The sequence below is a fragment of the Qipengyuania sp. genome (assembly GCF_043423005.1).
GTDB lineage: Bacteria > Pseudomonadota > Alphaproteobacteria > Sphingomonadales > Sphingomonadaceae > Qipengyuania.
Genome location: NZ_JBHWMI010000029.1, coordinates 1 through 22,057, shown reverse-complemented (window position 1 = coordinate 22,057; position 22,057 = coordinate 1). Strand labels below are relative to the sequence as shown.

Genomic DNA, 22,057 nt, shown 5'->3' with positions numbered 1-22,057 from the left:
CTGCGTTACGCGGGGCCCAGGATGTCGAGCCGGAAACTTGCGCCATTGCGGGAAATCTCCGCCTGGATTCCGAACACGCGCCGCAGACGCTCGCTGGTAAAGGTATCTTCTGGCGTCCCATCCGCCACAATCCGCCCTTCGTGCATCCAAAGGACGCGGTTGGCGTAACGCAGCGCGAGATCGAGATCATGGACGACCGTAAGCACTCCGTGCCCGCCCTGCGCCATCGAGGCAAACAACCGCATGGTCTGGTGCTGGTAACGCGGATCAAGCGCGGCGACCGGCTCGTCGGCAATGACCAGCGGAGTCTCGGCAGCGAGCGCACGCGCGAGATGCACACGGGCCAATTCACCGCCCGATAGGGTATCGGCTGCCCGCTCTTCGAAACCGTCCAGCTGGCAGGCCCCGATCGCGTGAGAAACCGCCGCCTCATCGCCCGCTGACAGCCGCCCCAAAGCTGCGCCATAGGCGAACCGCCCGAGCGAAACGACGTCGCGAACCGGTTGCGGCCAGACCAGCGGTCGGGCCTGCGGCAGGTAGGCGATCTTGCGCGCCCGCTCGACCGGCGAAAGCCGAGCGACCGGCTCGCCATCGATTGACGCCGAACCGGCTTCTGCTTGGAGAAGGCCGAGCGCGACGCGCAGCAGAGTCGTCTTGCCCGACCCGTTGGGGCCGATCAGCGCGGTGAGTTCCCCTGGTTCCAGCGAAAAGCCAGCATCGACGACCAGTGGCTTGCCGTCCACCGCGTAGCTCAGACCGCTAGCTTGCAGAATGCTCATGCCAGCCTCCGTCGCGCAGCGATCCAGATGAATACCGGTGCACCGAGCAGTGACGCGACCACGCCCAACTTGAGCTCGCTATCGGTCGGCAGAACCCGCACGCCGATGTCCGCCAGCATAAGGATCAGAGCGCCGAGCATAGCCGATGGCACCAGCAGCCGTGCCGGATCGTAGCGCAGGAAAGGCCGCACCAGATGCGGCGCGACGATCCCGACAAAGCCGATCGCACCAGCAAGCGCCACAGCGGCACCTGTCGCCAGGCCGGCGCCGATGATGACCGCCAGCCGTTGCCGCCTGAGGTCCAGTCCCATTCCTTCGGCCGCCTCGTCTCCCAAGGCGAGCGCGGACAGGCCTCGGCGCGATGCAAGAAGCACCACCACCCCGATCGCCATGAAGGGCAGCGCGAAGATCAGGTCGTCGAAGCTCCGATTGTCCACCGTGCCGAGCATCCAGTTGACCATGTCGGCAAGGCTGAACGGGTTGGGCGCGAGATTCATCAGCAGCGCCATGATCGCCGCCGAGAAACTCGAAAGGCCGACGCCAATCAGGATCAGCGTGACCACGGAGCGGGTGCGGATCGCGGCCAGCGCCACCAGCAGGGTGGCGATCAGCGCCCCCGCGACCGCAGCCAATGGCAAGACGAGTGGACCGGCAGTCGCGAGACCGAAATAAAGCACGAAAGTCGCGAAGAGCGCGGCGGTAGCCGAAACGCCGAGGATGCCCGGCTCTGCCAGCGGATTGCGCAGCAGGCCCTGAAGAGCCGCCCCGCTTATCCCCAGCGCCGCGCCGACGAACGCGGCAGCGAGCGCACGAGGCAGGCGGATTTGCCAGACCACCAGCTCGTCACTCTGACTCGATTGAAATGCGAGAGCAGCCAGCACGCGGTCGAGCGGCAAGGGCACCGAACCCAGCGCGACCGAAAGAACCAACGCACCCGCCAGACCTGCCAGCAGGATGAACACCACCCGATTCATCGCGTGTTCTCCCCCGATGTCGCCAGCGCTTCGACTGCGTCTAGCAGGAACCACCCACCGCAAGCCGTCCATGCTCCTTCTAACGGGACGACCGGCAGTTCGCGCAGCTGCGCCTGCGCCACCGGATGGCGCGCCGCGCTCCAGTTGTCGACGTGGTTGGTCGCGCTCTCGAAAAACGCCGCCGCGATCAGGTCGGGGCGCTCGTAGGCGAGGCGTTCGAGCGGAAGGGGATTCCAGCCGGGGCGATCCTGGAAATTCTCGAGGCCGGCCGCCACGAACAGTTCGTGCACCAGTGTCCCCTCGCCAGCGGTCACACCGGCGGGGGTCATGTAGAGAACTTCGCGACGAGGCCGGGGCCTTTCGGCGAGCGCCCAGAGGCGCCGATCCATCTCGGCGACGAGTTCCGCCGCCTCCTCGGGCTTGCCGAGTTCGGTCCCCACGCGCAGCACTTCGCCCCGCACTTCGTCAATCGATTGGGGGAAGCCGATCTGCACGACCGGCACGCCCGGCTCTTTCATGAAGTCCGCAATGTCGTGCCCGCCGCCATATGTCCGCACCACCAGATCGGGCTGTAGCGCGAGGACATCCGCCGTGCGCGGACGCACCGTGGGGATACCGTCGGCCGCCGCGCGCATGTAGGAAAAGCGTTTCCCCGCATCGGGCGACAGCGCGAGGATATCTTCGCGATCGGCGAATTTCAGCACATATTGGTCGGCGCAATAATCGAGGCTGACGATCCGTCGCGGCGCATCGGTGCCCCGCTCGGGCACCTGCGAACAGGCACAGAGCGAGAGGCACACCAGCGCCGAGAGGATCGCCCGCATCATCGACTACATCCGGAAGCGCACGCCGCCGAATACCGCGCGACCGGGCTGGCCGTAACGATAAACGGTCTCGTATTCCTCATCGAACAGGTTCTCGACCCGTCCGAAGATCTCCAGCTGCTCGGTGACACCGTAGCTGGCCCGAAGGTCGGCCACCACATAGCCGCCCAGTTGCCGTGTGTTGCTTGCATTGTCGAAGCTGTCCCCGACAACGAGAACGGTGGCTCCGATGCCGATGCCGTTACTCATCCGGTAATCGACCACCAAGTCGGCCTTGTCTTCGGCACGCCGGGCAAGCTTGTTGCCGGTGGTCTCGTCGATCGCATCGATATCGGTGTAGTTCAGCGCGACATCGAAGCCGTCGACCGGACGGACCGCGAGTCCGAACTCCCAGCCTTTCGCCGATGCGAGTTCGGTGTTGTCGTAGAAGCCGAAAGGCGGTGTCGCGGTCGAGACGAAGCCGATCAGATTGGTCGAATCCCTCTCGAAATAGGTGACACCGATCTGCGCACGCCGATCGAGGAAGCTGTGCGTTATGCCGACATCCCAGCTTTCCGATTCCTCCGGCAGAAGGGCCGGATTCCCGTAGGTGCTATAGATCTGATAGAGCGATGGGGCCTTGAAGCCTTCGCCATAGCTGGCCCGCACCACGGTATCGCCGCTATTGGGAGTGTAGGCGCCGCTGGCCGCGAAAGTCGTTGCATCGCCGAAGGTCTCGTGATCGTCGTAGCGCACGCCCCCGGTCAACGAGAGACCTGTCACGGGGCTCAGGTTGACCTGTCCGTAGACGCTGTTGATCCAGACGTCGGCTTCATCGGTGCCGCTGCGAAAATCGGATTCCTCGCGCTCGGCCCCGAAGACCAGTTCGACAAACTCGGCGGCGTCGAACACGCCCTGATACTCGTAGCGACGATTCTCGCCATTGGCGTCGAACGTCTCGGTATCGGTATCGAAGTTGAAGTTGCGGCGATCGATATTGGTGTAGGCGAAGCCCAGCCGATTGCGGAAACGACCGTCGAGGAAGTCGGCATTCAGCCCCGCATAACCAACGAAATCGTTGCGATAGGAAACTTCATCGACATCCGCGAAGACGTAATCGGGAGCCGGGAAGCCATCGATGCCCACTTCGCCGTCGGCGTAGAAGCCGCGCAGATCGATGGAGAGGTTTTCGCTCAGGGCTATGTCGATCTTGCCATTGACGCCAAGGCTTTCGAAACCGTCCCTCTCGGCCCCGCCCCGCGCTTCGCTGAAGGCAGAGATGCCGTCGGTATGCAGATAGCTTGCCCCGATGCTGGCCGCGACCGGGCCGAACCGACCCGAAACATTGCCGGTCAGTTCCGCCGTATCGCGCGCGCCATATTCGGCACGGGCAAACATGCCGAGTTCCTCGGTCGGTTCGCGCGTGATTAGGTTCACGACACCGCCGATCGCCTGGCTGCCGTAGAGCACGCTCTGCGAACCGCGCACCACTTCCACCCGGGCGATATTGCCCAGCAGCAGCGGTCCGAAATTGAACCCGCCGCCGGGCGACGCCGGATCGTTCAGCTTCACGCCGTCGATCAGCACAACGGTCTGGTCGCTTTCGGCCCCGCGGATGGAGACGCCAGCATTAGTGCCGATGCCGCCATTACGGTTGAAGGTGACGCCGGGGACGGTGCGCAGCACATCGAGCACATCGCTCGGCTGACGGTTCACTATTTCCTCTTCCTCGACGACGGTGACCGATTCACCTACCTGGCTGATCGCCCGTTCGGTGCGATTGGCGGTGACGACGATCGTTTCGGAGCCCAGTTCCTCGTCTTCGGGGCGATCGACCGACTGGGCGAATGCTCCGGTCGAACACAGCGCCACGGCCGATGCCGCGACGGACAGATAGAGTACGGTTTTCATTGCAAAATCCAAAGCCAGCCCACGCGGAGGCTCCGGTGCCCGCATGGTCAACTCGACAGATGGCCCGCTGCCGCTCGCCGAGAGCCGCAGCGCCGGTAACCGGCCTGGCTGTCGTTACTTCGGAAAAGAACTTTCCTGTCCCACTGGGCTGGACCCGGCCCCGGACGAACGACGCGACGGCAGGTCTCCTGGCTTGCCGATCAACGCCTTCGAACCGTCTTCCCGGCGCCACCCAGTGCAGGGCTTGGCCAGTGACGTGTTGGTTCGGGGCTCCTGGCTCACAGTTGCGGGCACAGCGCCGGTATCGCACCGGCTTCCCTCTTAGCTTCAGGCGATTTCGCACCTGCAGCACCGTCTGTCCGCGCCAATGCTCGCCTCGTCCGTTGCTGTCAATCCTTGCCTGCTAGAAGTCGATGCCCTGCTGCGCGCGGATACCGGCGTGGTAGGCGTGCTTGATTTCGGCCATCTCGGTGACGGTGTCGGCATAATCGATCAGTTCGGGCTTAGCGTCCCGCCCGGTAAGGATGATCCGGGTATCACCCCTGCGTTCCAGCGCCTCGATCACTGCCGCGGGCGTCAGGTATTCGTAGCGCAACGCGATATTGATTTCGTCGAGCACGACCAAGGCGTAGTCGCCGCTCGCGATCAACTCACCGGCCTTGGCCAATGCCGTTTCCGCGGCTTCGATATCGCGATCCCTGTCCTGCGTATCCCATGTGAAACCGTCGCCCATGACGTGCCAGTCCACCAAATCCGGGAAGCGCGAGAAAAACTTCTTCTCGCCCGTCTTCCACTTGCCCTTGATGAATTGCACCACGGCAACCTTCTGTCCCCAGCCCAGCGCGCGGGCGATGACCCCGAAGGCCGAGCTCGACTTGCCCTTCCCATCGCCGGTGTGGACCAGCACGAGGCCGCGTTCTGGATCCTTGAGCTCCCGGCGCCGCTTCGCTTGCGCGGCCTGCAGCTCCTTCATCTTCTCCTTGTGTGTATCGCTGTCGGTCTCGCTCATACGCCCCCTCTTGGTTCAACGGTGAGGAACTGGCCGAAGCCGAGTTCGAGTTCAAATGGGTTAGGTCGACCGAGGGCCGCGGCGACGCAACGGACGACGCCGAGATGCGTGATGGCAAGGATATGTCCCTCGATCCTCGCGGAATCGAGCAGATATGTGCGAACCCGCTCAGCCATTTGCGCGACACTCTCCCCTCCGTGCGGGCGAGCACCTTCGATATCTTCTGCCCACTCATCGATCTCGTGACGAGAAATATCGTCCCACACCTGCATTTCCCAGTTCCCGAAATCGATCTCCATCAGTCTCGGGTCGGCGTGGACGGGAAGGTCGAAATGCGCGGACAACTGCTCCGCCACCGCAGTGCATCGGATCAGTGGGCTGCTGTCGATCCGTGCAAAGCGGCTGGGCAACGCGGCCACCAGTGCATGAAGGTCTTTCTGGTCAAAGGCTTTGGCGGGAACGTCCGACTGGCCGTAGCAAACGCCCGCTTCGATCTGCGGCTTGCCATGGCGGAGCAGGATCAGAGCCATGCGAGGGTGCCAAGATAGAAACCGACTTCGCTGATCTGCTGCACCGCGCCGAGGCAATCGCCAGTATAGCCGCCAAGCTTACGCTCGAAGAGCAGCCGCGTCGAGATATGGCCGATGGCAAGGCCGGCCAAGCCGCATAGCGCTGCGCCGGGCCCAAGAATGGTCGCACCGATTGCGACCGCAGCGATCCCGGTGAGCGTCGCCACCACCAGCGGCGCTGCTCCGATCCCCTTCGCAACCGGCTTGGCGATCCCCTCGGCACGTGCGTAACGACTTGTCGCGATCACGATCACTGCCGACAGGCGCGAGGCTCCGTGCGCCACGGGCAGGGCGGCGAGTGCGACCATGAAAGGGAGTTGCGCCAGTGCCGCGATCTTGAGCAGCAGAACTATGAACAGCGCTGCGGCTCCGAATGTGCCGAGCCGGCTGTCGCGCATGATCTCCATCATCCGCTCAGACGTTGTCGCGCCTTGCCCATCAAACAGGTCCGCCAGGCCATCCTCGTGAAATGCACCGGTTGCCAGCAAGGTAGCCGCAGTGCCGAAGATCGCTGCGATGAAGGCCCCGCCGATCGCCCAGCCGAGCGCGAAAGCGGCAGCGCCGATTACGCCGATCAACACGCCGACCAGCGGATAGAAGCCGGGCGCGGCCTCGAAATCGCTCTCGTCGAGCTGCGCCGCGGGCAAAGGAAGTCGCGTTAGGAACACCCACGCGGCCAAAGCGGCGGCGAATGGACGCTTCATGAAATCGGGGGAGCGCCGGACACCCCTGCCTGAGAAAAGCTTGCCATGCCGAAAAGCGAGAGCGCGGCGTGAATAATCGGCACGGCCAACAACGCGCCGGTCCCTTCGCCCAGCCGCATGTCGAGGTCAAGCAGTGGTTCGGCTTCTAGCCAGTCGAGCAGCGTCCGATGGCCGTGTTCTGCCGAGCGATGCGCATAGACAAAGGCCCGTTCACAGTCTGGCTCGATCGCCCGCGCAAGCGCGGCGGCAGCGGTCGCTATAAAGCCATCGACCACCACAAGTTTATTCGATGTCCCGGCGCCAACCATTGCACCCGCCATCGTGCCGATCTCAAAGCCGCCGAGGTCGGCCAGCGCTTCAATCGGCGCAAGCGCTCCAGTCCGCGCAGCTGCGCGTTCGAGAACATCTTGCTTGTGGGAGAGAGCGGTATCGTCGAGGCCCGTCCCTCGCCCGACGAGTTCGGCCACGGAAATGCCGCTCAGCTTGTGCGCAAGCAGGGCTGCAGCGGAAGTGTTCGCGATGCCCATCTCGCCGAAACAGACGATCTTGCTTTCAATACCGCATGCGAAATGTCGCCCTTGCGCAATCGCCTTCCTTGCCGTCTCGGGCGACATCGCAGGCCCTGTCGAACTGTCGGCCGTTCCCCCTCCCAACGACAGATCGATAAGCCCATCACGTCGGCGCGGCGGATGCGCGATTCCGCAGTCAACGACGGTCACCGGTATGTCGAATTGCGCCGCGATGACATTCGCAGCGGCTCCGCCTGCAAGGAAGTTGACGACCATTTGGCCGGTAACCTCCTGCGGGAACGCGGACACACGCTGTGCGGCAATCCCATGATCAGCTGCGAAAATGGTCAACGATGCCGAAGCATTCGACGGAGTCATGTCGCCAAGGATCGCAGCAGCCTGAACTGCAAGGCTCTCGAGCCTTCCCAATGACCCTATCGGCTTAGTCTTGTCGTCGATCAGGCGCTGGAAGTCGGCTCGGGTCATACGATGCGCGTTTAGCGAATACAGAATGACTTTGGAACGGCATGACAAAGCCATACGCATCGAGCGCTTGTGGAGGTCCATTGGCAAGGGCAGGGCCATTTTGCGAGCCCGAGCAGTGTCGCCACAGTGGCGTGTTGAGCAAACGGCAGCTTTCAAGTCGCGAGGCGAACCATGCTAATGACCGAAATTAGGGCGCAAATCTGACGTGAATTGTCCGACATGATGGCGCTCCCCGCCGTGTCACTAGAACATCTACGCTGAAACCGAACCGTCGCCTCTCGTTGCAAGGCGGGTTGGAACTTTTCGTCCCCAGTGCCTGCCTGGCTCTGGTTCTCTAACCTCATCAACAAAGGCCGTGCTTCCAGCGGCGTCGGCCAGTCCAGCATCGAAACAGCTTTCGGAAGCGTCTGCCCCTGCTCTCGAAGTGGCAGTCTTAGCGCCTCGCTTCTTCCTCTTCGTCCCTCTGGTTTGTTCGAAGCCCGCTCGCTCCACCGCATTCTTCAACAGCGGAATGAACAGCGGATCCGAGGTGACCATGGTGAGCGAGGATGCGAGCAGCGCCGCGACTTTGCTTCCGCGCTTGCGCCGTTCGGTGTGGTGAGGGAGTTCGTTCGGTCTTGCGACCACCAGTTTCGTGGCCACCGCGAACATTCGCGATGCCAGAGTGAGCCTGTACCGGATCGTGTCGACGATTTCGGTGAACGATCTGGCGACCTCGATCCGGCGTAACGGGTTCCTGCGGGCGCCCTTGTCGTATGCTTTCCAGTCTTTGGTCGGATCGAGCAGGAGCGAAGGGTCGAAGCGGCCACCACCCCCCTTGTTATGGGCTGGCGGAAGATAGCACATCATCAGGAAGTGCAGACGACGCTGGATGGAGTCCCATTCCGATTTAAGACTGTTCGGCGCGGCCCAGACGATATCCCTCGTCAGTCGCCCCGCAGGCCTCACTACCTTCTCGACCTTCGGATGAACCCCGTGGGTGCGCCGCTTCCTGTGCAGTCCGATCATGACGACGACGATCTCGAAGGTACCCAGAGCGAGAAGACGGTCCCAGGTCAGCCCGTAATAATGCACGAGTGGCTGGTCGGTCCTGTCGCCGCCTTTGCCGCCCTTACGGCCTAGTGCCAGATAGACCTCGTCGAGACCTCTCTCCCGATCGATCTCGCCATCGTTCGCCGCTCTGTAAAGAGCCGCCACACTCACCGACACCGCGTCCATCGGCATGTCGTAGTCGAGATCCTTCGTCGCGGGGTTCAACCGCCGCGCGAGATCGGCCCCTTTCAGATTGAGGGCGTTGAGAATTTTTTTTGTGGCCCTGCGCTGATCGTCGATCTCCTTGGCCTTCCTGATCTCGGTCACGATGGACCACAGGTATTCGTGCATCGCCACCGCGGCACCATGCGCGATGATGTTACCGCGCAGATGCGAAAATTGGTCAATCAACGAAGTCTTGAGCAGGAAGAGCTTGTGAACCCTTCCGGCGTGGTGCGCAGCGGCGAGCTGGATTTCACGGTTGAGCAGCAAATAGGCCAGCACCGCATCCACTTGCAAAAGCGAGAATAACTCCTTGGCAAAGCTGCCGACCGAGTAACCCGCGTCGTTCTGCATGACTGTATCGATAGAGGCCGACAGGCCAGTAACCTGGCGATAATGGTCGTCGAGACCCTCTACAGACCAAGGGGACGATCTCTCGGACAGAGGTTGGTCGAAATGGTCGCGAAGTTGGAGGACGGGAGAGTGAGCGAATGTCCCGAGCCGGGCACCTCTCGGGAAAAAGGCTTCAAGTGCCAGCTGCTTCTCGACGCGCTTGACCCAGAGGTAGAAGTCGTTGGGAAGCTTGTGGAGCTTTATGGCCGTGGGTGCGGCAAACTCTCTTGCCGCGAAAGCGGCGAAGAGGTGTATGTCCTGACGTCCATAGCGCGACAGGTAGAGCAGCCTCCTCCAGAAAGAGGTGATGCCGAGAAACAGACCAAGGACCCACATTTCAAGCACTCCGTTAGGGATTATAAAGTGCTTGTAGGATTTTCATTCTCGCACGCAAAATCTGGTCGGCCATTGCACCACCAGTGAACGTGCGTTTTGAAATGACCATGACCGGCTCATGGCTGTGGTCCCATCCGATTCGCGCATTACTGCTATCGCGCCAAGGCAAAGCTTGCTCGGGATGGCCGCATGTGGCTGTGATGATCGGCCTCGCCCTCCCATTGCCACCATCGCACATCACGCTGCTGATCGATTCAGATCGGGACAGCCGTGAACCGGCCCGTGCGCCTCTTGTCGCCCGGTGGCATTGTACGCACGCAAGAGTGCGGCGATACGCTCCGGCTGGGCAAAGCGGTCGTTTGGATCGACTGGGTCGAGCCTTCGGACGACGATCTCGCCCAACTGCTATTGGCTTTAGTCGGTGAGACAACTCTCGCCGAGGTGCTTGGTCCAGAAACGAAACGCGAGGACACGTAATGAGTGAGCAAAAACCGAACGGCAGCTGTAAGCGCGCCTACATCTATGCGCGGGTAAGCGAGGACCAACAGGCGGAGCAGCACAAAGCGCTCGACCAGCAAGAGTACGACACGCGGCAATACTGCGAAGATCGCGGGCTGTCTGTTGCCGAGGTGTTCCGAGATGCCGGCTTCTCGGGCAGTGATCGGTCTCGGCCGGGATTGGTGCGCATGCTGCTTCTTGCCAATAGCGACGACCAGCCAGTCGACGTGATCGTGGCAAGCGATCTCACACGGGTCGCCCGCGATCTCGAATCTTCCATAGTTTTGAAAGGACAGCTCGAACGGGCGGGCGTCGAACTGCAATTCGTCCATCAGACACCCTGAATGCGGTCATTTGGGGGCGACAGCGTGAGAGCGCCATCGCACTGCCGGCACTTAGGCGCATCGCGCTTGTCGAGAAGCTGATAAAGGACACGGAATGTAAGGAGGCGTGATGCGTAAGATGCATAGACCCAACGACGGCAGCAAGCGCGCTTTCATCTACACCCGCGTCAGCACGCAGGAACAGGCGGAGCACCGCACCTCGCTTGACCAGCAGGAGCGCGATGCGCGGCAATATTGCGAAGATCGCGGTTACACGGTCCTCGACGTTTTCCAAGATGGCGGCATTTCGGGCAGTGACCGGTCTCGACCGAGCCTGGAACGCATGCTGTTACACGCTTGCAGCGACGAACACCCCGTCGATGTCATCGTTGCCTGCGACCTTGCCCGCATCGCACGCGATCTCGAATTCTCCATTCTGTTGAGGAGCCAGCTCAAGCGCGCGGGCGTGGAACTGCAGCTAGTCTATCAAACGTTCGAGGACAGCCATTCGGGCCAGCTTCATCAGATACTGACCGCGTGGCAGGACGAGGATGCTATCATCAAGGCAGCCGCCAATACGCGGCGCGGATTGAGAGGGACTGCCGAGGAAGGCTTTTGGACCGGAGGCCCGATCCCCCTTGGCTACGAAAGCCGCACGGTCGAACTACGCGGCAAGAAAGAAAAGAAGAAGCTCTTCATTCGCGACGATGAGGCACAGGTCGTGCGACTGATCTTCGATATGGCCTCAGGGGCAGGCGGTTCGGCCATGGGTGGCCGTGCCATCGCCGATCACCTGAACGCGCATGGTTACACGTTTCGCGGCAGAAAGTTCTTCAATTCCAACGTTGCAGGAATACTGGCCCGAACGCATTACACGGGGCGGTTCGCTGGCAACCGGTTCGGGGTCGATGGAAGGCTTCTGCCCGAAGACGAATGGACTTGGGTCACCTGCCCCTCGATCATATCGCAGGAGCAATTCGACCGCGTAGCGGCGCTTCGCGAGGAGCGCGCTCCGCGCAACGTCGCACCGCGCATCGTTAATGGTCCCACCCTGCTCGTCGGTCTTGCACGCTGCGGTATCGAAGGCTGCGGATGCGGGATGACCATCCGGACCGGCAAGGGTGGGCGCTACCGCTATTACACCTGCCATGCGAGGACCAACCGCGGCGCTGGATCATGCGATTGTCCCAGCGTTCGAGCCGAACAGCTCGACGAACTCGTTATGCGAGAGCTCGCGGAACGACTGTTCGTAGACGACCGCCTCGAAGTCCTGCTTCAGCGCGTTCTCGATTTCTCTGATGAAGCACGAGGTCGCAAGCTCGAAGAAATCACGCAGTGCGAGGATGGCATTGCCAGCGCACGGCGGCGTCTCTGCCTCCTTTATGATGGTATCGAAGCCGAAACCCTGTCAGCGCGCGATCCCGACATCGCCGCGAGGATCAAGTCACACCGTGCCGAGATCGACGCTCTAAATCAGACTGCAAAGACGCTGCGCCAGCAGGTCGAGCGTGGGCCTGCCAGAATAACTCCCACGGCTGTGAGGAAATTCGGCGATATTGTCCGTGACCGTCTTGTCAGTGGCGACCAACCCGAACGGCAACAGATCGTAAGGGCCTTCGTGAAGCAGGTCCGGGTGGAGCCTCGGCAGGTCACGATCCACGGCGAGAAAGACGCTCTGGCGCATGGGGTCGCGGCAGTTGCCCGGTCAAAGGGCGCGGTGCCCATCTTTGACCGGGAATGGTGCGGGTGGTGGGACTCGAACCCACACGAGCATAACTCAGGGGATTTTAAGTCCCCGGCGTCTACCATTCCGCCACACCCGCACGGCGCGAGCAGGCGTCTACCCTTCCTGCATCCGCCCGGCAATCGCCAAGCAGCCGCCGCTCAATCGTTGAGACGGTCGCGGATTTCCTTGCCGGGCTTGAAATAGGGCACCCGCTTGGCCGGCACCTCCACTGCGTCACCGGTGCGCGGATTGCGGCCGACGCGCGGGTCCCGCTCGCGGGTCGAGAAGGCGCCGAAGCCGCGCAATTCCACCCGCCCGCCTTCTGCCAGCCGGCGCGAGATCTCCTCGAAGAAGATGTCGACCACCTGTTCCACCTCCTCGGCCCTCAATCCCGGGTTCTCGAGCGCGATTGCAGCGAGCAGTTCGGATCGGATCATCGTCTGGTGCCCTTCATGGTGACAGGGCGGACCCCTGTTCGTGATCTGCGGCCACGCGGCCGTGGTGATGCGCCGCCCGTATAACAAATATCATGAACGGAAAAGGCTGCCCGGCCAATTGAGGGGCCGGGCCGTCGCATCAGGAACCCGCATCTGCCAGCAGATCGTCGGGTACAAGCCCGAGCCGCGCGATCCGGGCACGGATATGGGGCCATTCTTCCTTGAGAAACAGCTGCCGTTCCTGCTGTCGGAGCCGTGCCGCAGCGCCCGGCACGACATACATGCCGACCCCGCGCTGGACCTCGATCAGGCCATCGTCCTGAAACTGCTGATAGGCCTTGGCGACCGTCAGCGGGTTGGCCGATTGTTCGGCCGCCAGGGCCCGGACCGAGGGCAGCATTTCGCCTTCGGGATAGGCGCCGTCCATGATCGCCGCGGCAATCTGTTCGCGCAGCCGCAGATAAACCGGGCGGGCCTGGCTAGGCATGGATGGTGCGCCGCGTTTCGGACATAGTGCTGTAGTGACATAACACAGCCGGGCGTGCAAGGGCCGCCGGGGACGCCGCTCAACAAAAGCTTCACAGCACGATTTTCGCCGCTAGGGTGCGGCACCAATCGGCAAGGGGGCCTCGTCACGGGGCATAGCAAAGAGGATACCGGCGTCCCATGGTAGAGGGCCTTTTCTTCACGTTCGGTTCGGCATTCGAGATGTGGGCGTTCCGCATCGCAGCGATTGCCCTGGCCGCGTTTCTCATCGGCGGCGTCGTCCTGATAACCCGGCCGCAGCCGGAAGTGATCGGGCATCCCAAGGGCCTTTTCCTGCTGTTCATGGCCGAAATGTGGGAGCGTTTCTCCTATTACGGGATGCGCGCGCTGCTGATCTTCTACCTGGTTCAGCACTGGCTTTTCTCCGACAGCGAAGCCTCGATCATCTACGGTGCCTACACCGCGCTGGTCTACATTACCCCGGTGGTCGGCGGTTATCTGGCCGACCAGTATCTGGGCCAGCGCAAGGCGGTGCTGTTCGGGGCCGTGCTGCTGACGATCGGTCACTTCTTCATGGCGTTCGAGGGCAGCGGCGGCCAGGCCGATCCCGTCATCAACGTCTTCTGGCTGGCCCTGGCGCTGATCATCGTCGGCTCGGGCTTCCTCAAGGCCAACATCTCGGTCATCGTCGGCCAGCTCTATTCGCGCACCGACGTCCGCCGCGATCCCGCCTACACGATCTTCTACATGGGCATCAACGTCGGCGCGGCGACCGCGTCGATCATATGCGGCTACCTCGGCCAGACCTATGGCTGGCAGTACGGGTTCGGCCTTGCCGGTTTCGGCATGCTGATCGGCCTCGTCTTCTTCGTTCTCGGCAAGCCCCTCCTCCTCGGCCGGGGCGAGCCCAAGGATCCGGCAAAGATCCGCGGCGGCAAGGAGTACGCGATCTACGGCGCCGGCCTCGCGATGGTCGCGTTGTGCTGGGCGGCGATCCAGTTCCAGGAGCTGGTTGGAACTGTTCTTGGCGCGTTTGGGGGGGCGCTAGTTGCCTATGTGCTTGCCATCGTCACCTTCAAGATGGCTTACGGATCATGGAAAGCGGCCCCGCAGGGACCGTTCATGATCTACCTGGCTGCGGCAGTAACGATGATCGTAGGTATCGTACTGGCCGCTCTTGGCAACGAACCTATGGTTTCTGTCGCGCTCGGCGGGTTTGCCGTGCTGGTGGCAGTTCTAATCCAGCAGTCGATGGCCAAGGCATTCGAAGAGCGCGATCGGATTTTCTCGGCGATGTTCCTGATCCTCGCCTCGATCGTGTTCTGGGCCCTGTTCGAACAGGCCGGCTCGAGCCTCAACCTGTTCACCGATCGCCATGTCGATACGCAAGGCGTCAACGCCTCGATGTTCCAGTCGATCAATGCGATCTACATCGTGTTGCTGGCGCCGCTGTTCGCGGGTCTGTGGCAGTTCCTCGGCCGGCGCGGCATGGAGCCTTCGACCCCGCTCAAGTTCGGTCTTGCGATCGTTCAGGTCGGGCTGGGCTTCCTGGTACTGGTCTGGGGCGCCGAATCGGTCGGGGTGAATGTCGCCGTGCCGGTGGCATTCATCTTCCTCATCTACCTGCTGCACACGACCGGCGAACTGTGCCTCTCGCCTGTCGGGCTTTCGGCCATGAACCGGCTGAGCCCGGCACACATGGCCAGCCTGATCATGGGCACCTGGTTCTTCGCCTCGGCGACCGGCAATTTCGCAGCCGGCCTGATCGCGGCGGCGACCGGTGCCGAAGGGGTCGGCGAGGAAGCCGGCAAGCAGGTAGTCCTCGATGTCTACTCCACCGTCGGCTGGTATGCCGTCGTCATCGGTGTGGCGGTCATGGTGCTCAGCCCGCTGATCAAGCGGCTGATGCATCTCGACACGCTGCGTGACGACGATGTCGGCGACGATCTGGAAGGACAGAGCCAGGCCGGCATCGAGCCGCAGGAGGCCGGCATGCATCCGGCCACCAGCCCGCAGGTACCGGGCGGCACCGACCATACCCGTTGAGGGTTTTCGACGAACGGCATTGACTACGCGGGGGCAGGGCTGTGAAAGTCCTGCCCCTTAGCATGTGTGCGCGCGGCAGGCGGGCCAAGCGGGGGAGATCAGCGTGAGAGCATTGGCAAGACTGACGGTCGGCGTGGGCGCACTCGCCCTTGCCGCATGTTCGACCGCGAACGAGGACGCACGCCCGCGCAGCGCGGCCGCAGCCAGCAGCGATGCCCCCTACGCCTCCACCTACACGCGCTATCCCGGCCGCCCCACCGCGCTGGTCGGCGCGACGGTCTATGACGGCAAGGGCGGGCGGATCGACAACGGCACCGTCCTGTTTCGCGATGGCGAGATCGTCGGCATCGGCGACGCCGCCCTTTCGACCGACGGCTATGACCGGGTCGACGGTACTGGCAAATTCGTCACCCCCGGGGTGATCGACATCCACTCGCACCTGGGCGATTATCCCACGCCATCGGTCGATGCGCATGAGGACGGCAACGAGGCGACCGATCCGACCACGCCGGAAGTCTGGGCCGAACATTCGGTCTGGCCGCAGGATCCCGGCTTTTCGCGCGCCCTTGCCAACGGCGGGGTAACGGCACTGCAGATCCTGCCCGGGTCGGCCAACCTCATGGGCGGGCGCTCGGTCACGCTCAAGAACGTGCCCTCACGCACGGTTCAGGGAATGAAGTTTCCCGGTGCGCCCTATGGCCTCAAGATGGCCTGCGGCGAAAACCCCAAGCGCGTCTATGGCGGCAAGGGCCGGATGCCGTCGACCCGGATGGGTAACTTCGCGGTCAATCGCCAGACCTGGCTCGACGCGCGCAAATATGCTGACGGCGACCGCTCCGAGCGCGATTTGGGCAAGGAAACGCTGGCCGGCGTGCTGGACGGTGAAATCCTGATCCAGAACCATTGCTATCGTGCCGACGAGATGGCCCTGGTCCTCGATATGGCGAAGGAGTTCGGCTACAAGGTCGCCGCATTCCACCACGCGGTCGAAGCTTACAAGATTGGCGACCTGCTGCGCGAAAACGGCGTGTGCAGCGCGATCTGGGCCGACTGGTACGGCTTCAAGATGGAATCCTATGATGGCATCCTTGAGAACGCCGCGCTCTTGCAGAAGGCCGGCGCCTGCGTCGTCATCCACTCCGACGATGCCAACGGGATCCAGCGCCTGAACCAGGAAGCCGCCAAGGCACAGGCCGCCGGCCAGCGCATGGGGATGAACATTCCCGATGCCGAGGTGGTCAGCTGGTTCACGCTCAACGCTGCCAAGGCTATGGGCATCGGTGACGTGACCGGCAGCCTCGAGCCGGGCAAGATGGCGGATGTGGTGCTGTGGAACGGCGATCCGCTGAGCGTCTATTCCCGTCCGGAGAAAGTGTGGGTCGATGGCGCGCTGCTGTTCGATGCGCTCGATCCCAAGCGGCGACCGGTCAGCGATTTCGAACTCGGCCAGCCCGGCGAAGGAGACGTGAAATGAACCGCCCCGCTGCGCCCCGCCGCCGCCTCTTCGCCATGGCCTGCATGATCGGTGCCGGTGCCCTCGCGGCGCCGGTCGCCGCGCAGGACTTCGTCATCGAGAATGCCACCGTCGCCGCCGGCGATGGCAGCGAACCGGTCGAGAACGCCAGCGTGGTCGTGCGCGGCGGACGGATCGCCGCCGTCGGCAGCACGGTTGCCGCCGAAGGCCTCCAGCGGATCGACGGCACCGGCATGTGGGTGACGCCGGGGCTGGTCGCCAGCGTCACCTCGCTCGGCCTCTACGATGTCTCCGCCGTGAGCGAATCCAACGATATCCGGGCCGGCAGCTCGCCGTTCAGCGCGGCGCTCGATGCCGCCCCGGTGGTCAATCCCAACTCGCAGCATATTCTCGTTCACCGGGCGGCCGGGATCACCCGCGCGGCGACGGCGACGATGCCGTCCTCGTCGATCTTCGGCGGGCAGGGGGCGATCATCGACCTTGGCGCCGATGGCCAGCCGATCACCCGGGCGCGGGCATTCCAGATCGTCGCTCTCGGCGAGGATGGTGCCCGCTTGTCGGGCGGCAGCCGCGCTTCGGCCCATGCGCTGTTCCGCAATGCCTTGCGCGAGGCGCTGGACTACGATCGCAACCAGGCGATCAGCGGGGCCGGCATGCGCGGCGGCGATGTCAGCCTTGGTGACGATATCGCCATCGACAGCCGCCTCCTGCGCGGGCCGGAAGATCGCGGGACTGACGTCCTGCTCACCCGGTTCGATGCCGCGGCGCTGGTGCCGGTCGTGCGCGGGACCCAGCGGCTCTATGTCATGGTGGAGCGCGCCTCGGACATCCGCAGCGTGCTGGCGCTGAAGCAGGAGTTCCCCCGGCTGGACATGGTGCTTGTCGGCGCCAGCGAAGGCTGGCTGGTGGCGAACGAAATCGCGGCCGCCGGTATCCCGGTTATCGCCGATGGGCTCGACGACCTGCCGCAAAGCTTCGAGCAGCTCGCCGCCACGCAGAGCAACATCGGCCGCATGGTCAAGGCCGGCGTCAAGGTCGCCATCAACGCTTCGGCGATGGAGAACCCGCGCAACCTCAACCAGTACGCCGGCAATCTCGTCGCTCTCGCCCGGTTGCCCGGGGCAGACGGGCTGACCTGGGGGCAGGCGTTCGCCACGATCACCTCGGTCCCGGCCGAGATCAGCGGCCTTCGTGGACGGGCCGGATCGCTTGCAGCAGGGGCGGCCGGGGACGTCGTGCTGTGGGACGGCGATCCGCTCGAGGCGGGCTCGATGCCGGTGCGGGTGTTCATCGATGGCATCGAACAGCCGCTCGACAACCATCAGAGCCGCCTCAAGGAACGCTACCGCGATCTTGACGAAAGCACACTGCCCAAGGCCTACGACTGGTGAGTTTCGCACGCGAGATGCGGGGGACGGGTCTTGCGCTTCTCGGTGCCTTCGCCACGGTCGGCCTTTACGCCGCAACCGCCCAGGAGCGGGGGCCGGACCGGTCGCAGGATCTGGCCTGGATGAGTGCGCAGCAAGCCTACCTGTCAGGGCTGAAGAGCGAAGCCGGGTGGCAGCCCCTGCCCGGCGGCGGCGCATGGCGGCGCGTGGCCGGCGATGGCGCGGGCCCGCACCCGCGTGTCGAGGATACGGTAACGGTGCATTACGCCGGAACTTTCATCGACGGCGAAACCTTCGACAGCTCGTTCGAGCGGGGTGAGCCGGCGACCTTCCCGCTGGGCAGACTGATCAAGGCCTGGCAACTGGCCATTCCGCAAATGGGGGTGGGCGACACGATCGAGATCGCCGCGCCGGCGGGCCTTGCCTATGGTCCGGTCGGCAAGGGGCCGATCCCGGGCGGCGCGACCCTGCTGTTCAAGGTCCAGCTGATCGCGATCGGGCCGCGCGCAGACTGATTGTGGCGGCAGCGCCGCTCTGATACTGACGCCGCAGGTTCGCACGCCTGCTGAAGGGTCCGGCGATGACCGAGGACAGTGCCCTGCTTTCGCTCGCGGCGGCGTCGATCGCGCTGGTCGGCACCCATTTCGCGCTGTCGCATCCCTTGCGCAGCCCGCTGGTGCGGAGCCTGTGTGAAACGGGCTTTACCTTGGTCTACAGCCTGGTCGCGCTCGGCTGTATCACCTGGATGTATCTTGCTTTTACTGCGGCTCCGGCGGCCGATCTGCCGGGTTCGGGCGAGGGTGGGTGGATCATCGCCAGCCTGCTGACCATTCCGGCGCTGGTGCTGTTCGCAGGCTCGCTTCGCCGCAACCCTGCCTTCCCTGCTCCGGGCGCGGGCAGGCTTGCCGCGGCCGAGCCGCACGGCGTGTTCCGGATCACCCGTCACCCGATGATGTGGGGCTTTGCCTTGTGGGCTCTGGCCCATCTCGTGCTCCTGTGGAGCTGGCGGACGACCATCGTGGCACTCGCCGTGCTTGTCCTTGCGCTGGTCGGCGCACGCCTGCAGGATCGCAAGAAGGAGGTCCTGATGGGCGCGGACTGGTCCGGCTGGGAGGCGCGGACCACCTATTGGCCGCAGCTGTCCGGATTTCGCGGCGTCGGCATCGGGCTGTGGCTGATCGCTCTGGTGGGTTGGCTCGGCATGACCTGGTGGCATATCCGGGCCGGCGGCATTCCTGCCGGGATCTGGCGCTGGGTGGACTAGGCCGACCCCTGTTCGCGGCGGATTTCGCGGGCGCCGATGTCGCGGCGGCAAAACCCGTCGGCAAAGTCGATTCCGTCGAGGGCAACATAGGCCCGGCGATGCGCTTCGCCGACGCTGGCGCCCAGTGCAGTCACGTTGAGGACCCGCCCGCCGCTCGCCACCAACCGGCCGCCTTCCGATCGGGTTCCCGCCTGGAAGACCCGGACACCGTCCGCCTCCGCTCCGCGAAGTTCGATCCCGCCGCCGGCAACCGGTGTGCCAGGGTAGCCCCTGGCTGCCACCACCACGGTGAGGGCGACATCATCGGACATGACCGGGGCGGGCACTTCGGCCAGCCGCCCCTGCGCACAAGCGAGCATCACCTCGGCAAGATCGCTTTCCAGCCGCATCATCAGGACCTGGCATTCGGGATCGCCGAACCGCGCATTGTATTCGATCAGCTGGGGGCCGCTGTCGGTCAGCATGAGGCCGGCATAGAGGATGCCCGAATAGGGCATGCCCTCCTCGCGCATCGTGCGCACCGTGGGTTCGACGATCCGGCGCAGCGCTTCTTCGGTCAGCGCCGGGGTCAGCACCGGGGCGGGCGAATAGGCGCCCATCCCCCCGGTGTTGGGACCGGTATCGCCATCGCCCACCCGCTTGTGATCCTGCGCCGAGCCCAGCGGGACGATGGCCTTGCCATCGGTCAGCACGAACAGGCTGGCTTCCTCGCCGGTCAGGAACTCCTCGATGACGACCTCGCTGCCGGCCTCGCCGAACTGGCCCCCGAACATGTCAACCAACGCGCGCTCCGCCTCCGCGCGGCTCTCGGCTATGACCACCCCCTTGCCCGCCGCAAGCCCGTCGGCCTTGAGGACATAGGGCGGCGCAAAGCCGGCCAGCGCGGGCTGTGCCTCGTCAAGCGTGCGGCACTGGACGAAACGCGCGGTGGGAATGCCGGCCCGCTCGCACAGAGCCTTGGTGAAGCCCTTGCTCCCCTCGAGCCGCGCCGCCGCTGCCGACGGTCCGAAGACAGCGACGCCTGCCGCCCGCAGACTGTCGGCGAGGCCATCCACCAGCGGGGCTTCCGGGCCGATGACGACGAGATCGACGCCATGTTCGCCGCAGAAGGCGGTCACCGCCGCGTGATCGGCCAGGTCCAGCGCCACGACTTCCGCGTGTTCGGCGATGCCCGGATTGCCCGGGCTGGCCCACAATTTGTCGCAACGCGGCGATTGCGCCAGCTTCCAGGCAAGCGCATGTTCGCGTCCGCCCCCGCCCAGCAAAAGGATATTCATGGCAATCGATGGTCCGTCCGGTGATCGAGATCAGGGATTGGTAGCGAAGGGCTATCCCGGCGACAACGCCGCCCCGCTCACGGTCAGCGAGATTTCCGCCCTGCTCAAGCGCTCGGTCGAGGAACGCTTCGGCTTCGTCCGGCTGCGCGGCGAATTGTCGGGGGTGAAACGCGCGGCGAGCGGGCACCTCTACACCTGTCTCAAGGACGATGCGGCGGTGATCGACGGGGTCATGTGGCGCAGCGCGGCGCAGGTGCTGCCGTTCCTGCCAGAGGACGGGCTCGAGGTCGTCGCCAGCGGCAAGCTGACGACCTATCCCGGGCGCTCGAAATACCAGATCGTGATCGACCGGATGGAGCTTGCCGGCGAAGGAGCGTTGCTGGCGTTGCTCGAAAAGACCCGTGCCCGGCTTGCCGCCGAAGGGCTGTTCGATCGCTCGCGCAAACGCCCCTTGCCCTATCTGCCGGCGACCATCGGCGTCGTGACGTCACCCACAGGGGCGGTCATCCGCGACATCCTTCACCGCTTGGCCGACCGGTTTCCGAGCAGGGTCATCGTCTGGCCGGTGCTGGTCCAGGGGCCCGGCGCGGCCGGCCAGGTCACTGCGGCGATCGAGGGGTTCAGCGCCCTGCCCCCCGGTCATCCTCAACGGCCCGACCTCCTCATCGTCGCCCGTGGGGGCGGCTCGATCGAGGATCTGTGGAGCTTCAACGAGGAAGCGGTCGTTCGCGCGATCGCGGCGTGCTCCATCCCGACAATTTCCGCCGTCGGGCACGAAACCGATACGACCCTGGCAGACCATGCCGCCGACCACCGCGCACCGACGCCGACGGCCGCCGCCGAGATAGCGGTTCCCGTGCTGGCCGATCTTGCCGCGACGCTGGCGGATTATCGCCACCGCCAGCGCCGCTATGCCTTGCGCCCGGTCGCCACCGGGCGGGAGCGGCTTGATGCCCGCGCCGGACGTCTGCCGCGCCCCGATGCTCTGCTGCAAAGCCATCGCCAGAGGCTCGACGATCTCGCAGAGCGGTTGCGCCGCGGCTTGCTCGACCGGGCGGCCAGTGGGCGCGACAGGCTCTCGCGCCAGCGCCTTTCGCCGGCCTATCTGCAGCGCCACCTGCGCGAGGCCCGGGGGCAGCTGGCGGCGCAGCCGGCGCTCGCGGACCTTGCGCTTCGCCAGGCGGCGCAAGGGAGGCAGCGCCTCGACGCGCTCGCCCGGGTGATGCGCTCGCTCAACCCCGACGCCGTGCTGCAACGGGGCTTCATACGGGTCATGGACGATGCGGGCCGCACCCTGACCGGCCGCGCGCAGGCGGCGGAGGCGGGCCATCTGACGCTCCGGTTCCGGGATGGCGAACTAGGCGCAACGGTCGCCGCGGGCGGCCCGCCGCCCCGCCCGCGCCCCCGCACC

20 protein-coding genes, 1 tRNA gene, 1 pseudogene and 1 riboswitch are annotated in these 22,057 nt (G+C 64.3%); of the genes and pseudogenes, 8 read left to right on the top strand and 14 right to left on the bottom strand.

All coding sequences use genetic code 11. The annotated features are described in order from the left end of the window. Window positions 1-5 precede the first annotated feature (5 nt). The 9 genes from ACHFFA_RS04860 to ACHFFA_RS04820 all read right to left on the bottom strand — a co-directional run bounded on the left by ACHFFA_RS04860 (window position 6) and on the right by ACHFFA_RS04820 (window position 9,736). Window positions 6-779: an ABC transporter ATP-binding protein gene (locus tag ACHFFA_RS04860; protein ID WP_394269717.1), complete on the bottom strand. Its 774-nt coding sequence runs from the start codon at window positions 777-779 to the stop codon at window positions 6-8. Continuing rightward, window positions 776-1,753 (bottom strand): FecCD family ABC transporter permease, encoded by a 978-nt coding sequence (locus tag ACHFFA_RS04855; protein WP_394269716.1) that lies wholly within the window; start codon window positions 1,751-1,753, stop codon window positions 776-778. The genes ACHFFA_RS04860 and ACHFFA_RS04855 overlap by 4 nt, the downstream gene beginning before the upstream one ends. Further along, entirely contained in the window at window positions 1,750-2,580 is an 831-nt protein-coding gene (locus tag ACHFFA_RS04850) for an ABC transporter substrate-binding protein (protein ID WP_394269715.1), read from the bottom strand. Before ACHFFA_RS04850 ends, ACHFFA_RS04855 begins: the two co-directional genes overlap by 4 nt. A 3-nt stretch (window positions 2,581-2,583) precedes the next feature. Next, window positions 2,584-4,467 (bottom strand): TonB-dependent receptor plug domain-containing protein, encoded by a 1,884-nt coding sequence (locus tag ACHFFA_RS04845; protein ID WP_394269714.1) that lies wholly within the window; start codon window positions 4,465-4,467, stop codon window positions 2,584-2,586. 160 nt (window positions 4,468-4,627) lie between these two features. Continuing rightward, a riboswitch (cobalamin riboswitch) is annotated at window positions 4,628-4,838 on the bottom strand. 32 nt (window positions 4,839-4,870) lie between these two features. After that, window positions 4,871-5,476, bottom strand: coding sequence for a cob(I)yrinic acid a,c-diamide adenosyltransferase (cobO, locus tag ACHFFA_RS04840; protein WP_008603669.1), 606 nt, complete (start codon window positions 5,474-5,476; stop codon window positions 4,871-4,873). After that, window positions 5,473-6,006, bottom strand: a complete 534-nt coding sequence (locus tag ACHFFA_RS04835; RefSeq protein ID WP_394269713.1) for a histidine phosphatase family protein — start codon at window positions 6,004-6,006, stop codon at window positions 5,473-5,475. Before ACHFFA_RS04835 ends, cobO begins: the two co-directional genes overlap by 4 nt. Continuing rightward, window positions 5,997-6,749: an adenosylcobinamide-GDP ribazoletransferase gene (gene cobS / locus ACHFFA_RS04830; RefSeq protein WP_038283353.1), complete on the bottom strand. Its 753-nt coding sequence runs from the start codon at window positions 6,747-6,749 to the stop codon at window positions 5,997-5,999. Before cobS ends, ACHFFA_RS04835 begins: the two co-directional genes overlap by 10 nt. Continuing rightward, on the bottom strand, window positions 6,746-7,825 hold the full coding sequence (cobT, locus tag ACHFFA_RS04825; protein ID WP_394269712.1) for a nicotinate-nucleotide--dimethylbenzimidazole phosphoribosyltransferase: 1,080 nt from the start codon (window positions 7,823-7,825) through the stop codon (window positions 6,746-6,748). Before cobT ends, cobS begins: the two co-directional genes overlap by 4 nt. 171 nt (window positions 7,826-7,996) lie before the next feature. Beyond that, window positions 7,997-9,736: a hypothetical protein gene (locus ACHFFA_RS04820; RefSeq protein WP_394269711.1), complete on the bottom strand. Its 1,740-nt coding sequence runs from the start codon at window positions 9,734-9,736 to the stop codon at window positions 7,997-7,999. Window positions 9,737-10,203: 467 nt separating this feature from the next. On the opposite strand from ACHFFA_RS04820, the gene ACHFFA_RS04815 reads away from it, so the two are divergent. Together ACHFFA_RS04815 and ACHFFA_RS04810 are read left to right on the top strand one after the other, a co-directional pair. Next, window positions 10,204-10,569 (top strand): recombinase family protein, encoded by a 366-nt coding sequence (locus ACHFFA_RS04815; protein ID WP_394269710.1) that lies wholly within the window; start codon window positions 10,204-10,206, stop codon window positions 10,567-10,569. 109 nt (window positions 10,570-10,678) lie between these two features. Next, window positions 10,679-11,770: pseudogene (locus ACHFFA_RS04810) on the top strand (recombinase family protein); the annotation flags it as partial. A gap of 246 nt (window positions 11,771-12,016) precedes the next feature. On the opposite strand, the gene ACHFFA_RS04805 reads toward ACHFFA_RS04810, so the two are convergent. From ACHFFA_RS04805 to ACHFFA_RS04790, 4 genes are all read right to left on the bottom strand, one after another. Further along, window positions 12,017-12,232, bottom strand: coding sequence for a hypothetical protein (locus ACHFFA_RS04805; protein WP_394269709.1), 216 nt, complete (start codon window positions 12,230-12,232; stop codon window positions 12,017-12,019). A gap of 54 nt (window positions 12,233-12,286) precedes the next feature. Beyond that, window positions 12,287-12,371: transfer RNA gene (locus ACHFFA_RS04800), tRNA-Leu, on the bottom strand. A 61-nt stretch (window positions 12,372-12,432) separates the two neighbouring features. After that, window positions 12,433-12,711, bottom strand: coding sequence for an integration host factor subunit beta (gene ihfB / locus ACHFFA_RS04795; RefSeq protein ID WP_394269708.1), 279 nt, complete (start codon window positions 12,709-12,711; stop codon window positions 12,433-12,435). A gap of 139 nt (window positions 12,712-12,850) precedes the next feature. After that, the gene (locus ACHFFA_RS04790) at window positions 12,851-13,198 is read right to left on the bottom strand and encodes a GntR family transcriptional regulator (RefSeq protein ID WP_394269707.1); all 348 of its coding nucleotides are present in this window, start codon (window positions 13,196-13,198) and stop codon (window positions 12,851-12,853) included. A gap of 179 nt (window positions 13,199-13,377) precedes the next feature. Here ACHFFA_RS04790 and ACHFFA_RS04785 point away from each other — a divergent pair, with 179 nt between their 5' ends. The 5 genes from ACHFFA_RS04785 (at window position 13,378) to ACHFFA_RS04765 (ending at window position 19,369) form a co-directional block, all read left to right on the top strand. Beyond that, on the top strand, window positions 13,378-15,243 hold the full coding sequence (locus tag ACHFFA_RS04785; protein WP_394269706.1) for a peptide MFS transporter: 1,866 nt from the start codon (window positions 13,378-13,380) through the stop codon (window positions 15,241-15,243). A 103-nt stretch (window positions 15,244-15,346) separates the two neighbouring features. Continuing rightward, window positions 15,347-16,717, top strand: coding sequence for an amidohydrolase (locus tag ACHFFA_RS04780; protein WP_394269705.1), 1,371 nt, complete (start codon window positions 15,347-15,349; stop codon window positions 16,715-16,717). 35 nt (window positions 16,718-16,752) lie between these two features. Further along, the gene (locus ACHFFA_RS04775; RefSeq protein WP_394269770.1) at window positions 16,753-18,108 is read left to right on the top strand and encodes an amidohydrolase family protein; all 1,356 of its coding nucleotides are present in this window, start codon (window positions 16,753-16,755) and stop codon (window positions 18,106-18,108) included. Next, a complete protein-coding gene (locus ACHFFA_RS04770; protein ID WP_394269704.1) occupies window positions 18,105-18,620 on the top strand; it encodes an FKBP-type peptidyl-prolyl cis-trans isomerase in 516 nt (171 codons plus the stop codon). The genes ACHFFA_RS04775 and ACHFFA_RS04770 overlap by 4 nt, the downstream gene beginning before the upstream one ends. A 65-nt stretch (window positions 18,621-18,685) precedes the next feature. Further along, window positions 18,686-19,369, top strand: a complete 684-nt coding sequence (locus tag ACHFFA_RS04765) for an NnrU family protein (RefSeq protein ID WP_394269703.1) — start codon at window positions 18,686-18,688, stop codon at window positions 19,367-19,369. On the opposite strand, the gene purD is transcribed toward ACHFFA_RS04765, so the two are convergent. Beyond that, on the bottom strand, window positions 19,366-20,646 hold the full coding sequence (purD, locus tag ACHFFA_RS04760; protein ID WP_394269702.1) for a phosphoribosylamine--glycine ligase: 1,281 nt from the start codon (window positions 20,644-20,646) through the stop codon (window positions 19,366-19,368). The two genes, ACHFFA_RS04765 and purD, sit on opposite strands and share 4 nt — an antisense overlap. On the opposite strand from purD, the gene xseA reads away from it, so the two are divergent. Further along, a partial coding sequence (xseA, locus tag ACHFFA_RS04755; protein WP_394269701.1) for an exodeoxyribonuclease VII large subunit occupies window positions 20,645-22,057 on the top strand: 1,413 nt, incomplete at its 3' end. The two genes, purD and xseA, sit on opposite strands and share 2 nt — an antisense overlap.

Excerpts from the sequence above, each read along its gene's own strand:
- ACHFFA_RS04860 (WP_394269717.1), bottom strand. The coding sequence starts at position 779 with ATGAGCATTCTGCAAGCTAGCGGTCTGAGCTACGCGGTGGACGGCAAG.
- ACHFFA_RS04855 (WP_394269716.1), bottom strand. The coding sequence starts at position 1,753 with ATGAATCGGGTGGTGTTCATCCTGCTGGCAGGTCTGGCGGGTGCGTTG.
- ACHFFA_RS04850 (WP_394269715.1), bottom strand. The coding sequence starts at position 2,580 with ATGATGCGGGCGATCCTCTCGGCGCTGGTGTGCCTCTCGCTCTGTGCC.
- ACHFFA_RS04845 (WP_394269714.1), bottom strand. The coding sequence starts at position 4,467 with ATGAAAACCGTACTCTATCTGTCCGTCGCGGCATCGGCCGTGGCGCTG.
- cobO (WP_008603669.1), bottom strand. The coding sequence starts at position 5,476 with ATGAGCGAGACCGACAGCGATACACACAAGGAGAAGATGAAGGAGCTG.
- ACHFFA_RS04835 (WP_394269713.1), bottom strand. The coding sequence starts at position 6,006 with ATGGCTCTGATCCTGCTCCGCCATGGCAAGCCGCAGATCGAAGCGGGC.
- cobS (WP_038283353.1), bottom strand. The coding sequence starts at position 6,749 with ATGAAGCGTCCATTCGCCGCCGCTTTGGCCGCGTGGGTGTTCCTAACG.
- cobT (WP_394269712.1), bottom strand. The coding sequence starts at position 7,825 with ATGGACCTCCACAAGCGCTCGATGCGTATGGCTTTGTCATGCCGTTCC.
- ACHFFA_RS04815 (WP_394269710.1), top strand. The coding sequence starts at position 10,204 with ATGAGTGAGCAAAAACCGAACGGCAGCTGTAAGCGCGCCTACATCTAT.
- ACHFFA_RS04805 (WP_394269709.1), bottom strand. The coding sequence starts at position 12,232 with ATGCGCCAGAGCGTCTTTCTCGCCGTGGATCGTGACCTGCCGAGGCTC.
- ihfB (WP_394269708.1), bottom strand. The coding sequence starts at position 12,711 with ATGATCCGATCCGAACTGCTCGCTGCAATCGCGCTCGAGAACCCGGGA.
- ACHFFA_RS04790 (WP_394269707.1), bottom strand. The coding sequence starts at position 13,198 with ATGCCTAGCCAGGCCCGCCCGGTTTATCTGCGGCTGCGCGAACAGATT.
- ACHFFA_RS04785 (WP_394269706.1), top strand. The coding sequence starts at position 13,378 with ATGGTAGAGGGCCTTTTCTTCACGTTCGGTTCGGCATTCGAGATGTGG.
- ACHFFA_RS04775 (WP_394269770.1), top strand. The coding sequence starts at position 16,753 with ATGGCCTGCATGATCGGTGCCGGTGCCCTCGCGGCGCCGGTCGCCGCG.
- ACHFFA_RS04765 (WP_394269703.1), top strand. The coding sequence starts at position 18,686 with ATGACCGAGGACAGTGCCCTGCTTTCGCTCGCGGCGGCGTCGATCGCG.
- purD (WP_394269702.1), bottom strand. The coding sequence starts at position 20,646 with ATGAATATCCTTTTGCTGGGCGGGGGCGGACGCGAACATGCGCTTGCC.